Genomic DNA, 15,098 nt, shown 5'->3' on the forward strand with positions numbered 1-15,098 from the left:
AAAGGGTTTTCGACCGCCCGGTGGGTCGGGGCCGGCGCCCGGCTACCAGCGGCTGATCGCGGGCGTCGAGCTCAGCCGCCCGGCGAGCGCGGCGAGCCGGTCCCGGACGGAGCGGCGGCCGGCCCGCTGCCCGGCGGCGAGGCTGACCAGGTGCTGGGCGAGGTCGAAGGGCTGCTCGGCGGCGGTGCCGACGGTCAGCCGCTCGTGGGCGAGCTCGCGGAGCTCGCCCAGGCCGCCGGCGTCGCCGGAGCCCCCGAGCCTGCCGAGTCCGTCGGGACCACCGATCCCGCCGCCCCCGGCCGGGGCACCCCCGTCCAGCGCCAGCACCGTCGCCCCGTGCCGCCGGGCGTCGTGCACCCGCTCCAGCAGCGGGGCGCCGACCGCGTCCGGGACCACCACCAGCACGGTGGCGCCGCGCCCCGCCTCGGTCAGCCGCCGCAGGTCGTGCGTCAGGTGGGCGGGGGCGTCGGCCGGCGGTCGGTGCCGCAGCAGGGTCGGTGCCAGCCGGGGGACGTCCGACCAGACGGCCTCGTCGTCCAGGTGGGCGGCCAGGTGCCAGGGCTCGTACGCCTCGGTGCCGACCAGCAGCAGCCCGCTCGCCCCGCGCCGTTCCACCGAGCGGCGCAGCGCCCCGGCGAAGCCGCCGACCGCCTCCAGCCAGCCCGTTCCCGTCAGCCGTTCCCGGAGTGCCGAAACTCTCACCGCGTCCATGCGGGCCAGGATGTCCCGCCGGGCCGGGGATTTGGCAGGATCGGCCCATGACTTCCCTCGATTCAGTGACGAACCCGGCCCACGAGGTGCCGGACGTCTCGCAGCTGGTGGTCGGTGTCCTCGGCGGCACCGGCGACCAGGGGCGGGGCCTGGCCCTGCGGCTGGCCAAGGCCGGCCAGCAGGTGATCATCGGCTCCCGCGACGCCGCCCGGGCCGGGGCCTCGGCGGCCGAGCTGGGCCACGGCGTGCGCGGCGCCGACAACGCCACCGTCGCCCGGGAGAGCGACGTGGTGATCATCGCGGTCCCGTGGGACGGCCACGCCGCCACCCTGACGGCGCTGCGCGAGGAGCTCGCGGGCAAGATCGTCGTCGACTGCGTCAACCCGCTGGGCTTCGACAAGCAGGGCGCGTACGCGCTGAAGCCGGAGGAGGGCAGCGCCGCCCAGCAGGCCGCCGCGCTGCTGCCGGACTCCCGGGTCACCGCCGCGTTCCACCACCTCTCGGCGGTGCTGCTCCAGGACGAGTCGGTGGAGACCGTCGACACCGACGTCATGGTGCTCGGCGACGACCGGGAGGCCACCGACGTCGTCCGCGGTCTGGCCGCCCGCATCCCCGGGATGCGCGGCGTCTACGCGGGCCGGCTGCGCAACGCCCACCAGGTGGAGGCGCTGGTCGCCAACCTGATCTCGGTCAACCGCCGCTACAAGGCCCATGCGGGCCTGCGGATCACCGACGTCTGAGCAGGAGCCCGTGTCGACCTCACCCCTGGAAGGGTTCCGGAGGTGAGGTCGGCGACAATGGGTGGCGGCCGTGACCCGGCCGCCCGCACCCGTCTAGGAGCCTCCCGCCATGCCTCGCACGTCCCTCTTCGCCCTGGCCGCCGTCGTCCTCGCGCTCGTGGCCCTCGTGGTCTCGCTGGTCCAGGGATTCTGGGTGGGGCTGATCTGGCTGCCGCTGGCCGGCGTGGCCAGCAACGTGCTGTGGATGGACCGCCGCCGGGCCAGGATCGCCGCGGCGGCCGCCGAACAGGGCTGACGCCCCGGCCGGCGGCTGGATCCTCCGGACCGGCGGTCAGTTCTTCCAGAAGCTGAACAGGTACCGGCCGAGCGTCGCGTAGTCCTGGTCCGCGCCGAACAGGTTCATCAGGCCGTGGACGATGCCGAAGAAGAAGTCGTTCACCTGCGGCTGCCACAGCAGCGCGAACACCGCGAGCATCCCGTACGGCGCGAACGGCTCGACCGCGCGCCGGGTCTTGTACGACAGCCAGGGCTCGACGATCCCGTAGCCGTCCAGCCCGGGCACCGGCAGCAGGTTCAGCACCGCCGCGCTCAGCTGGAGGAAGCCGAGGAAGCCCAGCGCGCCGGAGAACGGCGAGATGATCAGCTCGTAGCCGTTCCAGTACGCGTGCACGGTCGGGTCGTCCAGCCAGCCCGCGCCGATGGGGACCAGCAGCACCGCCGCGAAGAGCAGGTTGACCAGCGGGCCGGCCGCCGAGATCAGGCTGTGCTTGAGCCGGCCCTGGATCCGGTGCCGCTCGATCCAGACCGAGCCGCCGGGCAGGCCGATGCCGCCGAGGATCACGAAGACGATCGGCAGCACGAAGCTGAGCAGCACGTTGGTGTACTTCAGCGGGTTGAGCGTGAGGTAGCCCTTGGCGCCGACGGTGATGTCGCCGCCGTGCAGCGCGGTGCGCGCGTGGGCGTACTCGTGCAGGCAGAGCGAGACCATCCAGCCCGCGACCACGAACAGGAACACGCCGAACGAGGCGTTGCCGTAGCCCTGGTACACCGCCCAGCCGGAGGTGCCGAGGACGGCGAGGAGCACCCAGAACACCGGGCTGATCCGGCGGTCCTCGCTGCGGGAGCGCGGCGTGGCGGCGAAGGTCATGGTGTGGGTGCTCCGTGGGCAGGGGAAGTGGGGCGGATGCCGGCCGGGGTCGATCATGCCGGGCGGGCCGGTGACCGGACAAGCCGTTCCGGGTGAACGTCCGGGCGCGCGGTGGCGTTCCACCCTACGTGCCCGGCAGGACAGGCCCCAGCACAATTGTGCGGCCCCGGCCGCGCGGATCGACCAGAATGGTCCGGTGTACTACGGCATTCTCGGGACGACGACGGCCCACCACGACGACGGCACCCCGGTACCGATCGGCGGCGCCCGGCTGCGGGCCCTGCTCGCGGCCCTGGCCCTGCGGCAGGGCCGGCCGGTTCCGGCCGACCTGCTGGTGGACGAGGTGTGGGAGGCCGATCCACCGCAGGACTCCTCCGCCGCGCTCCAGACCCTGGTCGGCCGGCTGCGCCGCACCATCGGCCGGGACGAGGTCGGCTCCGGCCCGGCCGGGTACTGGCTGACCGGCCCGGCCACCGACCTCGCGGACTTCCAGCGGCTGACCGGCGAGGGCCGCCGCGCCCTGGACGCCGGGGACGACGCGCTCGCCGCCGAGCGGCTGCGGGCCGCCCTGGCGCTGTGGCGCGGCCCCGCGCTGGCCGACCTGCCGGACCGCACCGGTCCGGCCGTCCGGCTGGAGGCCCAGCGCGAGGAGGCCCGCCGTCACCGGATCACCGCCGACCTCGGCCTCGGCCGGGCCGCGGAGCTGGTCGCCGAGCTGGCCGAGCTGTGCGAACGGCAGCCGCTGGACGAGCCGTTGCAGCTGCTGATGATCCGGGCGCTGCACGAGGGCGGGCGGACGGCCGAGGCGCTGCGCCACTACGAGCGGACCAGGCGCGCGCTGGCCGAGGAGCTCGGGGTCGACCCCGGCCGCGGACTCCGGGCCCTGTACGCCGAGTTGCTCGCCCCCACCGTCCGGGAGGCGCCGGAGCCTGTGCGGGCCCCCGCCGCCACCCCGGCGCCCGCCCCGGCCCCTGTCCCGGCCCCCGCCCCGGCCCCCGCTCCCGCGCCCCAACTCCCGCGCTCCGTCGGCAACCTGCGCGGCCGGCTGACCAGCTTCGTCGGCCGCGAGGACGATCTCGCCACGCTGCGCGGCATGCTGACGGACCGTCGGCTGGTGACCCTGACCGGCCCCGGCGGCTCCGGCAAGACCAGCCTCTCGACCGAGGCCGGCCGCGCCGAACTGGCCGCCGGGGCCTGGCCGGACGGCGTCTGGGTGGCCGAACTCGCCCCGCTGGAGAGCCCCGACGCGGTGCCCGCCGCCGTGGTCTCGGCGCTCGGCCTGCGCGAGATCGTGCTGCACAGCACCAGCATGGTCGCCGAGGTGATCGAGAAGCGGGCCGAGGACCCGGTGCGCCGGCTGGTCGAACACTGCGGCCACCGCCGGATGCTGCTCGTCCTGGACAACTGCGAGCACCTGATCCAGGCCGCCGCCGACCTCGCCGACGTCCTGCTCGCCGAGTGCCCCGGGCTGACCGTGCTCGCCACCAGCCGCGAGCCGCTCGGCGTGCCCGGCGAGACGGTGCTGCCGGTCGAGCCGCTGCCCGACCCGGTCGCGCTGCGGCTGTTCACCGAGCGCGCGGCCGCCGCCCGTCCCGGCTTCGACCCGAGGAGCGACCCGGAGGCCTGCGCCGAGATCTGCCGCCGGCTGGACGGGCTGCCGCTGGCCATCGAACTGGCCGCCGCCCGGCTGCGGGTGATGACCGCGCGCCAGATAGCCGACCGGCTGGACGGCCGGTTCGCGCTGCTCACCGCGGGCAGCCGCACCCTGCTGCCGCGCCAGCAGACCCTGCGCGCGGTGGTCGACTGGAGCTGGGACCTGTTGGGCAAGCGGGAGCGGGCGGTGCTGCGCCGGCTCTCGGTGTTCGCGGGCGGCTGGCAGCTGGAGGACGCCGAGGCGGTCTGCGCCGACGGCGTCGAGGTGCCCTCCGGGGAGGTCGCCGACCTGCTGCTGTCGTTGGTCGACAAGTCCCTGCTGGTGGCCGACCTGGACGGGGCCAGCCTGCCGCGCTACCGGATGCTGGAGACCATCCACGAGTACGCGACCGAGCGCCTCGCCGAGTCGGCCGCCGAGCGCGCCGCCACCGAGGCCCGCCACGTGGCGCACTTCCGCACCATGCTCACCGTCGCCGACGGGCAGATCCACGGCCCCCGGCAACTGCACTGGCTGGCCGTGCTGGAGCGCGAGCAGGACAACATCCGGACGGCGCTGCGCCGGGCGATCGACCTGCGGGACGAGGAGCAGGCGCTACTCATCGCCCTCGGCATGAGCTGGTACTGGTCTTTGCGCGGCTACAGCATGGAGGCGCGTACCTGGTACAACGCGGTCATCGCGCTCGGCCCGGACCCGTTTGGGCCGGACGCCCCGCCGCCGGTGCCGCTGGAGCGCGGTGTGCTCTCGTACGAGCTTCCGCTGCCTGCGGAGGTGGTGGAGGAGGCCCGCCGGCTGCTCGCGATGTACCGGCTGATCGGGCTGTTCGAGGGCAACCTGGACGTCCTCGCCGACCCGGAGGCGGTCGCCGTCGCCCAGCGGATGCTGGACGTCTACACCCCGGACCTGCCGCAGGCCTACCGCTTCCCCGCGCTGATGCGGGTGTTCGGGGCCTTCCTGGCCGGCCGCCTGGAGATGATGAAGGACCTGCTGGACGACGCCGTGCGCGGCTGCGAGCAGTACGGCGAGCTGAGCGACCTGGCGTTCATCCTGCAGGTCCGGGCCAGGATGATGAACGACTGGCCGAGCGGCACCGAGCAGAGCATCCGGGACGGCGCGCGCTCGCTGGAGCTGTACCAGCAGGCCGGCGACCTCTGGGGGATCTCCCAGGCGCTGGCCGCGCACGGCGAGTCGCTGTCCAACCGGGGCGAGTCCGCGGCCGCCGTGGACGCGTACCGGCGGGCGATCGAGCTGGCCGAGGAGCTGGGGGCGCCGCAGGAGGTGCCGATGCTGCGGGTGCACCTGGGCACCGCCCTGCTGGAGCAGGACATGGACGGCGGCGAGCGGCTGATCCGGCAGGCGCTGGCCACCATCGAGAGCCCGGGGGTCAACCAGTCCACCACCGGGGCGCTGATGTTCGGCCACCTGACGCTCAGCGGCATCCACTCCCAGCGCGGTGAGTACGACCGGGCGCTGGCCGAGCTGGACGCGCTGGACCTGGTCCGGGTGGGCGGCTTCGCGCCAAGCCTGGTCTCCGGGCTGCTGCTGAGCGCCCGGGGCTGGATCACCGGCAAGGCCGGCGACCCGGACACGGGGTTCGAGATGCTGCGCGAGGGGCGGCGGCAGCTGCGGGCGATGGCGGCCGCGAGCGGCTTCGCCGAGCACATGACGGTCATGGTGGTGCCCGCGGTGACGGCGGTGCTGTGCGCCTTCGCCGAGCGCGACGGGGACTTGGAGCGGGCCCGGGCGGCGGCCGTGCTGACCGGCGCGCACGGCGGGCTGAACGGCCCCAAGGGCGGCTACCTGGAGCGGGTCGAACGCGAGCGCGTGGAGGCCGTCCTGCGCCGGCTGATGGGCGACGCCGGGTTCGAGGAGGCCCAGGCCGGCGGGGTCGGGATGACCCAGGAGCAGACCCACGCGCTGCTGGAGCAGCTGATCGGCTGAGGCCCGTACGCCCCGGCGCCGTACGCCCGCAAGGCCCGTACGCCGGAAGGCCCGTACGGCCGGCGCCCGTCCCCTGGTCACCGGCCGCACGGGCCCGTACGGCGGCCGGCGCCTGTCCCGGGCGCCGGCCGTCCCGTCCGCCGACCCTTCCCCCGACCGGGGCCGACGGTGGTCGCGCGGATCAGGTCCGCTTGCGGAAGCGGGCGACCGCCAGCGGGGCGAAGACCGCGGTGACGGCGGCCGACCAGATCAGCACGATCATCACCGGGTGGGCCACCGGGCCCTGGCCGTTGAGCAGGGCGCGGGAGGCGTCGGCCAGCGCCGAGAGCGGGTTGACCTTGGTGAAGGACTGCAACCAGCCCGGCATGGTGTCGGTCCGGGCGAAGATCGAGCTGCCGAACTGCATCGGCATCAGGACCAGCATGGCCACGCCCTGGACGGCCTGGGCGCTGCGCAGGGCCATGCCCAGCAGCATCGAGATCCAGACGATCGACATGCCGAACACCAGGCCCAGGCCGATCGTGGCCAGCACCTCCAGCGGACCGGTCTTCACCTCGAAGCCGATGCACATCGCGAAGCCGATCAGGATCGCGAAGGAGAGCAGCCCGCGGAGCGTCTCGGCGACGATCTTGGACAGCAGTACCGAGGCCCGGCCGATCGGCAGGGTGCGGAAGCGGTCCATCACGCCGGTCTGGAAGTCGCTGTTGAGGCCGGTGCCGACGGCCATCGCGAGGGTGAGGCCGGTCTGCCCGAGCAGACCGGGGATCAGGTACTGCTTGTAGGTGTCCTGGTCGCCGGCCATCGCGCCGCCGAAGACGTAGACGAACAGCACGGTGAAGATGATCGGCATCAGCACGGCGTCGAACATCGACTCCGGGTCGGCCTTGATCCGCATCAGGTTGCGCCGGGTCAGCGCGCCGACGTGGCGCAGGGTGCCGGCCAGGCCGATCCGGGAGTCCTCCGCCGGCGGCCGGGTGTCCCGGCCGCGGGAGGGGGCGAGCGTGGCGGTGGTCATGCGACGGGCTCCTTGGCGAGGCTGGGGGCGGGCGCCGCGGCGGCCGCGGGCTTGCCGGTGATGGCGAGGAAGACCTCGTCCAGGCTGGGCACCTTGGTGTCGATGCCGGCGATCGCGAAGCCGCGGGTGCCGAGCACCCCGATCACCGCGGTCAGCTGCTCCTCGCCGGTGATCGGCACCGCGAGCAGGCCGGTGTCGGTGGAGACGGTGGCGCTGGTGATGCCGCTGTCGCGCAGGCAGCGGGCCATCTCGGGCAGCTCGGCCGGGTGGGTCGGGCGGACCTGGAGGGTCTGGCCGCCGACCTTGGCCTTGAGCTCGGACACCAGGCCGTTGGCGATCACCTTGCCGCGGTCGATGACGGTCAGCTCGTTCGCGAGCTGCTCCGCCTCCTCCATGTACTGGGTGGTCAGCAGCACGGTGCTGCCCTCGGAGACCATCCGCTGCACCTCGTCCCAGACCTCGTTGCGGGTGCGCGGGTCCAGACCGGTGGTGGGCTCGTCCAGGTAGAGCACCCGGGGACGGCCGATCATGCTGGCGGCCAGGTCGAGGCGGCGGCGCATGCCGCCGGAGTAGGTCTTGGCGGGCCGCTTGGCGGCCTCCGTGAGCGAGAAGCGCTCCAGCAGCTCGGCGGCCCGGGCCTTGGCCTCCCGGCGGGGGAGGTCGAGCAGCCGGCCGATGAGGTAGAGGTTCTCGTACCCGGAGAGCAGCTCGTCCACCGAGGCGTACTGGCCGGTCAGGCCGATCGTGCGGCGCAGCTGCTTGGGCTGGCGCAGCACGTCGTAGCCGCCGACGTACGCGGTGCCGGCGTCCGGCTTGATCAGCGTGGAGAGGATGCGCACCAGGGTGGTCTTGCCCGCGCCGTTGGGGCCGAGCACACCGAGGACGGTGCCCTCCCTGACGGTCAGGTCGACCCCGTCGAGGGCCTTGGTGGTCCCGTAGTGCTTGACGATGCCGTGCACCTCCACGGCGTTCCCGGAGGTGGTTCCCCGGTCGTTCGGGGCTGTCTCGATTCGTGTCATGCCCCCAGACTGTCCACCCCGGCTGTCACCCCCCTGTCGGCCGTCCGGGTGCGCTGCCAGCCCGCTGTCAGGCCGCTGTCACCGGCCGCCCGGACGGGCCCGGCGTACCGAGGGCCCGGGCATGCCGACGGCCCCGGGCATGCCGACGGCCCCGGGCATGCCGACGGCCCCGCTCCGGATCGGAACGGGGCCGTGCGGGGGAGCGTCAGTGGAAGCTGTGCTCCGCGGCGGGGAAGGCGCCGCCGCGGACGTCCTGCGCGAAGGCGCGGGCGGCGTCGCCGAGGACGGTCCGCAGGTCGGCGTACTGCTTGACGAACTTGGGAACCCGGCCGGCGGTCATGCCGGCCATGTCGGTCCAGACCAGGACCTGGGCGTCGGTGTCCGGCCCGCCGCCGATGCCGACGGTCGGGATCGCCAGCTGCTCGGTGACCTGGGCGGCCAGCTCGGCCGGGACGGCCTCCAGCACCACCGAGAAGGCGCCCGACTGCTGGACGGCCTTGGCGTCGCGCAGCAGCTGGTGCGCCGCCTCGTCGCCGCGGCCCTGGACCGGGTAGCCGCCGAGGGCGTGCACGGACTGCGGGGTGAGGCCGATGTGGGCCATCACCGGGACACCGGCCTCGACCAGCAGCTCGATCGAGCGGGCGCTGCGCTCCCCGCCCTCCAGCTTGACCGCGCCGACCCCGGCCTCCTTCATCAGCCGGGCCGCGTTGTGCATGGCCTGGGCGGGGGACTCCTGGTACGACCCGAACGGCAGGTCGGCGACGATCATGGCCCGCTTGGTGCCGCGGACGACGGCGGCGGAGAGCATCACCATCTGATCCATGGTCACCGGGACGGTGGTCTCGTAGCCGAGGTGGCAGTTGCCCGCCGAGTCGCCGACCAGCAGCACCGGGATGCCGGCCTCGTCGAACACACCCGCGGTGAGGGCGTCGTAGGCGGTGAGCATCGACCACTTCTCGCCGCGCTGCTTGGCTGCGGCGAGGTCTCGGACGGTGACACGGCGGTTGGTGACCCCGCCGTAGAGGGTGGCGGTCGACGCCTGGTTCTGGGCAGGCGAAGGCGTAGAAGCGTTCATCGAACGGACTCCTGAAGGGTTGTCGTCTCGTGGCGCCGTACGGCGTCCCCGGATCTCCTCCATGCTTGCACGCCCCGGCGCCCGCGCAAAGAGGGGTGCGTTCGTCCCGATGGGATCCACGCCACACCGGATGTGCGGGCCGGTGGCGCCGGAGTGCGCGGGTGGCCTCGAATTTGCCTGCTCTTTGCGAAACGGGTTCGTCTCGTATCGAATTTCCCGCTACTCTGGTGCGGGGGGTTACGAGACGTATGCGGCTCGGAATAGCCCGCCAGTGCCACACCAACACGGACGGGAAGACCAATGACCACCGCAGCCGCGCCGCCTCGGGTGCCGGAAGCCATCCACCGTCGGCGCTGGGCGATCCTCGGCACCCTGGTGCTCGCCCTGCTCGTCGTCGTGCTCGACAACTCGATTCTCAACGTCGCGATGAAGACCATCGCGACCCCCGCGCCGGTCGGGCTCGGGGCCACCCAGAGCGACCTGGAATGGTCGATCAACTCCTACACCCTGGTCTTCGCCGGGCTGCTGTTCACCTCCGGCCTGCTCGGCGACCGGTTCGGCCGCAAGCGCGCGCTGCTGGCCGGCATGGTGGTCTTCGGCATCGCCTCGCTGCTGTCCGCGCTGGCCGCCTCGCCCGGTGAACTCATCGGCTACCGCGCCCTGATGGGCGTCGGCGGCGCGCTCGCGATGCCCGCCACGCTGGCGATCATCATGAACGTCTTCGAGCGCTCCGAGCAGCCCAAGGCGATCGGGATATGGGCCGGCGCGGTCGGCCTGGCCATCGCCATCGGCCCGATCACCGGCGGCCTGCTGATCGAGCACTTCTGGTGGGGCTCGGTCTTCCTGGTCAACGTCCCGATCGTGGTCGTCGCGGTGATCGCGATGGTGATCCTGGTCCCCGAGTCCAAGGACCCGAACCCGGGCCGGATGGACCCGGTCGGCGTGCTGCTGTCGATCATCGGCCTGGTCGCGCTGATCTACGGCATCATCAAGGGCGGCGAGCTGGCCGACTTCACCGCCGTCGAGGCCTGGGCACCGACCCTGGTCGGCGTGGTCGCGCTGGTCGCCTTCGTCTGGTTCGAGCGCCGCACCGCGTTCCCCGCGCTGGACGTCACCTGGTTCCGCAACAAGGTGTTCAGCGCCTCCGTGGTGGTCGTCGGCGTGGTCTTCTTCGCACTGATGGGCGTCTCGTTCTTCGGCGTCTTTTACATCCAGAGCGTGCGCGGCTACAGCGCCCTCCAGGCCGGTGTGCTGATGCTGCCGCTCGCCGCCGCCCAGCTGGTGTTCGCCCCGCGGGCCCGGCTGGTGGTCGACCGGCTCGGCGTCGCCGCCACCGCCACCGGCGGCATGCTGCTGGTCGCGGTCGGCTTCGTCGGCTACGTCGTGCTGACCGCCACCACCCCGATCTGGGTGCTGGTCCTGCTCGGCCTGGTGATGGGCGCCGGCATGGCGCACGTCATGCCGCCGGTCACCGTCGCGATCATGGCCTCGCTGCCCCGGGAGAAGGCCGGCGCCGGCTCGGCCGTCAACAACACCTTCCGCCAGGTCGGCGGCTCGCTCGGGGTCGCCGTGCTCGGCGCGGTGCTGTCCACCGTCTACCGCGACGGGATGGCCGACACCCTGACCCACCTGCCCGAGGGGCTGCGCGACAAGGCCGGCGAGTCGCTGGAGGCGACCCTGGCCATCGCCGACCGGATCCCCGGCGGCCAGGCGCTGATCACCCCGGCGAACGACTCCTTCATCCACGCCATGCACGTGGTGGCCTCGCTCTCGGCGGGCGTCTCGGTGATCGGCGCCGTCGTCGCCTGGCTGCTGCTGCCGCGCCGGGCGGCCGCCCCCGGGGGCCCGGCCGGTCCGGTCCCCGAGCCGGCCGGCCGGGAGCGGGAGGCCGCGGCCGCGGACGCCTGACCAGCGGCCGGCCCGCTCCGCGACTGAGTGACAATGGCCCTGTCACCCGGGTACGCCCCGGGTGGCAGGGCCCCGGTCCAGGGCAGCGCCCCTGCCGCGGACCCACCGAGGGACACACCACGGCGCCAGCGCGACCGGGGGACAGCGAGGGAGAGACAGCGGGGATGAAGACGGACACGCCGACCGCCGACACCGGGCAGTCCTGCGCGGAGGTGCGCCGTGGCCGGCCCCGCAGCGAGGCCGCCGAACAGGCCATCTTCAGGGCCGTCGAGGACCTGATGGCCGGCGGCACCGCACTGTCCGAGCTCACCATCGAGGGCATCGCCGCGGCCGGCGGGGTCGGCAAGGCCACCATCTACCGGCGCTGGTCCAACAAGGAGGCCCTGCTGGTCGACGTGGTCAGCCGGCTGGAGGAGCCGCTGCCGGAGCCCACCGGCGCCGGCGCCCGGGCCGACCTGATCGCCCTGGTGGACCACATCCGCCGGCGCGGCCTGGCCAAGCGCACCCGCTGGGTGCTCAAGGCCGCCCTCGGCCAGATGCAGACCCTGCCCGAGCTGTACTCCGCCTACCGGGACCGGGTGATCAAGCCCCGCCGGGAGGTCGGGCTCCAGCTGATCCGCCGGGCCGTCGCCGAGGGCGTGATCCGCGACGACCTCGACCTGGAGCTGCTCAACGACCTGCTGATGGGGCCGATCCTCTACCGCAGCATCCTGTGGGACGACTCCGACCTGGAGGACCCGGACCTGGCCCGCAAGCTGGTCGACTCGATGCTCGAAGGCCTCGGACCCCGCTGATACCGCCCGCCCGACCGCGACCGCTTCCCCGTACGCCGGCCCGTCCGCGACGCCGGACGTGGCCTCGCTCACCAAACCGGGCCGCGCCGGAACCCGCTCAGCCAGGACCGACGTCTGTCCCGGCATAGGCTGAGCCGGGATCCGACCACACCGGCACCGGTCCGGTGGGTACCCGCTCCTTCGACGGGACGGCACCCGGAGCGGCGACGGCACGAGCGACGGGAGCCACTTCATGGCGCAGGCGGACAGGACCGAGCGGATCGCGGCCCCCGGGGGCGGCGCCGACGGCCCGGCCCCCGCGGCGCGTCGCGGCGACTTCCTCGGCCTGCGCCACTGGGGCCGGGACGCCCGCGGCGGCAACACCTGGCGGCGCGGTCTGGTGACCGCCGTGCTGGCCGTGCTCACCGCCGCGCTGCTGGCCTTCCACGCCGAGGTGCCCAACAGCGTCGGCAACCTCGGCAGCCTGCTGGAGACCTTCCTGCCCTGGCTGGGCCTGGCCGTCCCGGTGCTGCTGGTGCCCGCGCTGCTGCGCCGCTCCGCCACCGCGCTGATCGCCCTGCTGCTGCCCGTCGTGCTCTGGTTCAACCTGTTCGGCGGCCTGCTGTCCGACAAGAGCGGCGGCAAGGGCGACTGGACGGTGGTCAGCCACAACGTCGCCGCGGCCAACACCGACGCGCCGGGCACCATCCGCACCCTGGTGGACTCCGGCGCCCAGATCGTCGCCCTGCAGGAGCTGGCCGGCCGGCAGCTGCGCGCGTACGAGACCGGGCTCGCGGACGCCTACCCGCACCACACCGTGCAGGGCACGGTCGGGCTCTGGTCGAAGTACCCGATCGACGACATCACCCCGGTGAACCTGAAGATGGGCTGGACCAGGGCGTTCCGGGCCGAGGTCACCACCCCGCAGGGGCCGGTCGCGGTGTACGTGGCGCACCTGCCCTCGGTGCGGCTGAAGGCGGAGGGCGGCTTCACCGTCAACCAGCGCGACCTCAGCGCGCAGGCGCTCGGCGACGCGATCCAGGCCGAGCCGCTGAAGAAGGTCCTGCTGCTCGGCGACCTCAACGGCACCATGAACGACCGCAGTCTGGCGCCGGTCACCTCGCAGATGCGCTCGGCACAGGGCGCCGCCGGGGACGGCTTCGGCTTCAGCTGGCCGGCCGCCTTCCCGACGGCCCGGATCGACCAGATCATGAGCAAGGGCGGGCTGGACCCGGTCGACTCCCGCACCCTGCCCCGGGACGGCAGCGACCACCTCCCGGTGGCCGCCACCTACCGGTACCAGCCGGTCCGCTAGCCGCGCCTCGTCCGCGCCGGGCACGCCTCAGCCGCGCCGCCAGCGGTTGGTGATCGGCAGGCGGCGGTCCCGGCCGAAGTTCTTCGCCGAGACCTTCGGGCCCGGCGGGTACTGGCGCCGCTTGTACTCGGCGGTGTCGACCAGCCGGACCACCCGGTCCACCACGGCCGGGTCGAAGCCGGCCGCCACGATCGCGTCCCGCCCCTCGTCGTCCTCGATGTAGCGGGACAGCACGGTGTCCAGCAGGTCGTAGTCGGGCAGCGAGTCGGTGTCCACCTGGTCCGGCCGCAGTTCGGCGGACGGCGGCTTGGTGATGGTGTTCTCCGGGATCGGCGGCACCTCGCCGCGCCGCCCGGCCTCCTCGTTGCGCCAGCGGGCCAGCCGGAAGACCAGCGACTTGTAGACGTCCTTGATGGGCCCATAGGCGCCCACCGAGTCGCCGTACAGGGTCGAGTAGCCGACCGCCAGCTCGCTCTTGTTGCCGGGCGCGAGCACGATGTGCCCCTCCTGGTTGGAGATCGCCATCAGCAGGGTGCCGCGCAGCCGGGACTGGAGGTTCTCCTCGGCCAGGCCGGTGAGTTCGGTGGCGTCCAGGTAGGCGTCGAACATCGGGGCGATGGAGACGGTCCGGAAGTTCACCCCGGTGCGGCGGGCCAGTTCGGCCGCGTCGTCCCGGGAGTGCTGGGAGGAGTAGCGGCTGGGCATCGAGACGCAGTGCACGTTCTCCGGGCCGACCGCGTCCACCGCGATCGCGGCCACCAGCGCGGAGTCGATGCCGCCGGACAGGCCGATCAGCACGGACCGGAAGCCGTTCTTGGTCACGTACGCCCGGGTGCCGGCGACCAGCGCGGCCCAGATCTCGGCCTCGTCCGAGAGCCGCGGCGCCACCTCGGCGGTGAGCCTGGCGGCGGGCGCGGCCTGCGGTTCGCCGCCCAGCTCGGTGCGGACCAGGTGCAGCCCGTCGGTCAGCAGCAGGCCGTCGGTGTCGTCGCCCGCGGCGGCCGGCAGGTCGAGGTCCAGTACCAGCAGGTGCTCCTCGAACTGCGGTGAGCGGGCGAGGACTTCGCCGTCCGCGCCGACCACGATCGAGTCGCCGTCGAAGACCAGCTCGTCCTGGCCGCCGACCATGTTGACGTACGCCAGGGTGCAGCCCGCCTCGGCCGCCCGGCGCCGCACCAGCTCCAGCCGCTGGTCGTCCTTGTTCCGCTCGTACGGGGAGCCGTTGACCACCAGCAGCAGCCCGGCGCCGGCCTCGCGGGCGGCGGTGACCCGGCCGCCGTCCTGCCAGATGTCCTCGCAGATGGCCAGCGCGACGTCCACCCCGTGCACCCGCAGCACCGGCAGCTGGTCGCCCGGGACGAACCAGCGGAACTCGTCGAACACGCCGTAGTTGGGCAGGTGGTGCTTGGCGAAGCGGGTCACCACCTGGCCCCGGTGCAGCACGGCCGCGCAGTTCTGCGGGGAGCCGGCCGGGCGGTTGAAGCGCGGCGAGGGGTGCTCGGAGCGCCCCAGGTAGCCGACCACCACCGGGACCTCGCCCAGCCCGTCGGCCGCCAGCCGGCCGGCCAGCTCGACCAGCGCGCCGCGGGAGGCCTCGACGAAGGAGCGGCGCAGGGCGAGGTCCTCCACCGGGTACCCGGTGAGGGCCATCTCGGGGAAGGCGACCAGCTGCGCGCCGGCCTCCACGGCCTGCTTGGTCCAGCGCACCACCTCATCGCTGTTGCGGGCGAGGTCACCGACCCAGGGGTCGATCTGGCTCAGGGCGAGACGGAGATTGGGCATGTCTCCGAGTCTAATCGTCTA

General features: G+C 73.6%; 12 protein-coding genes. 6 read left to right on the forward strand and 6 right to left on the reverse strand.

Features of this window, described 5'->3' with window-relative positions:
- Nucleotides 1–42 precede the first annotated feature (42 nt).
- The gene (locus ACZ7RU_RS02250) at nucleotides 43–711 is read right to left on the reverse strand and encodes a hypothetical protein (RefSeq protein ID WP_470339063.1); all 669 of its coding nucleotides are present in this window, start codon (nucleotides 709–711) and stop codon (nucleotides 43–45) included.
- A 47-nt stretch (nucleotides 712–758) separates the two neighbouring features.
- Here ACZ7RU_RS02250 and npdG point away from each other — a divergent pair, with 47 nt between their 5' ends.
- Both npdG and ACZ7RU_RS02260 read left to right on the forward strand, forming a co-directional pair.
- Entirely contained in the window at nucleotides 759–1,451 is a 693-nt protein-coding gene (gene npdG, locus ACZ7RU_RS02255; protein WP_470339064.1) for an NADPH-dependent F420 reductase, read from the forward strand.
- A 109-nt stretch (nucleotides 1,452–1,560) separates the two neighbouring features.
- Complete coding sequence (locus ACZ7RU_RS02260) at nucleotides 1,561–1,746, forward strand: hypothetical protein (RefSeq protein WP_470339065.1); 186 nt, start codon at nucleotides 1,561–1,563, stop codon at nucleotides 1,744–1,746.
- A gap of 36 nt (nucleotides 1,747–1,782) precedes the next feature.
- Here ACZ7RU_RS02260 and ACZ7RU_RS02265 read toward each other — a convergent pair whose 3' ends face one another.
- A complete protein-coding gene (locus ACZ7RU_RS02265; protein WP_470339066.1) occupies nucleotides 1,783–2,598 on the reverse strand; it encodes a site-2 protease family protein in 816 nt (271 codons plus the stop codon).
- 196 nt (nucleotides 2,599–2,794) lie between these two features.
- Between ACZ7RU_RS02265 and ACZ7RU_RS02270 the strand changes: the two genes are divergently transcribed.
- Nucleotides 2,795–6,190: an AfsR/SARP family transcriptional regulator gene (locus ACZ7RU_RS02270; RefSeq protein WP_470339067.1), complete on the forward strand. Its 3,396-nt coding sequence runs from the start codon at nucleotides 2,795–2,797 to the stop codon at nucleotides 6,188–6,190.
- Between the two features lie 181 nt (nucleotides 6,191–6,371).
- Here the strand turns inward: ACZ7RU_RS02270 and ACZ7RU_RS02275 are convergent, their stop codons facing one another.
- From ACZ7RU_RS02275 to panB, 3 genes are all read right to left on the reverse strand, one after another.
- The gene (locus tag ACZ7RU_RS02275; RefSeq protein WP_387748706.1) at nucleotides 6,372–7,205 is read right to left on the reverse strand and encodes an ABC transporter permease; all 834 of its coding nucleotides are present in this window, start codon (nucleotides 7,203–7,205) and stop codon (nucleotides 6,372–6,374) included.
- Entirely contained in the window at nucleotides 7,202–8,224 is a 1,023-nt protein-coding gene (locus ACZ7RU_RS02280; RefSeq protein ID WP_470339068.1) for an ATP-binding cassette domain-containing protein, read from the reverse strand. The genes ACZ7RU_RS02275 and ACZ7RU_RS02280 overlap by 4 nt, the downstream gene beginning before the upstream one ends.
- Before the next feature lie 205 nt (nucleotides 8,225–8,429).
- Nucleotides 8,430–9,299, reverse strand: a complete 870-nt coding sequence (gene panB / locus ACZ7RU_RS02285; protein WP_470339069.1) for a 3-methyl-2-oxobutanoate hydroxymethyltransferase — start codon at nucleotides 9,297–9,299, stop codon at nucleotides 8,430–8,432.
- Between the two features lie 300 nt (nucleotides 9,300–9,599).
- Here panB and ACZ7RU_RS02290 point away from each other — a divergent pair, with 300 nt between their 5' ends.
- The 3 genes from ACZ7RU_RS02290 (at nucleotide 9,600) to ACZ7RU_RS02300 (ending at nucleotide 13,295) form a co-directional block, all read left to right on the forward strand.
- Nucleotides 9,600–11,207 (forward strand): MFS transporter, encoded by a 1,608-nt coding sequence (locus ACZ7RU_RS02290; protein WP_470339070.1) that lies wholly within the window; start codon nucleotides 9,600–9,602, stop codon nucleotides 11,205–11,207.
- A 164-nt stretch (nucleotides 11,208–11,371) separates the two neighbouring features.
- Nucleotides 11,372–12,001, forward strand: a complete 630-nt coding sequence (locus tag ACZ7RU_RS02295) for a TetR/AcrR family transcriptional regulator (protein ID WP_470339071.1) — start codon at nucleotides 11,372–11,374, stop codon at nucleotides 11,999–12,001.
- Between the two features lie 232 nt (nucleotides 12,002–12,233).
- Entirely contained in the window at nucleotides 12,234–13,295 is a 1,062-nt protein-coding gene (locus tag ACZ7RU_RS02300) for an endonuclease/exonuclease/phosphatase family protein (protein WP_470339072.1), read from the forward strand.
- Nucleotides 13,296–13,322: 27 nt separating this feature from the next.
- On the opposite strand, the gene ACZ7RU_RS02305 is transcribed toward ACZ7RU_RS02300, so the two are convergent.
- Entirely contained in the window at nucleotides 13,323–15,077 is a 1,755-nt protein-coding gene (locus tag ACZ7RU_RS02305) for an NAD+ synthase (RefSeq protein WP_470339073.1), read from the reverse strand.
- Nucleotides 15,078–15,098: the final 21 nt, after the last annotated feature.

The sequence above is a fragment of the Kitasatospora sp. NPDC114501 genome, assembly GCF_055633695.1.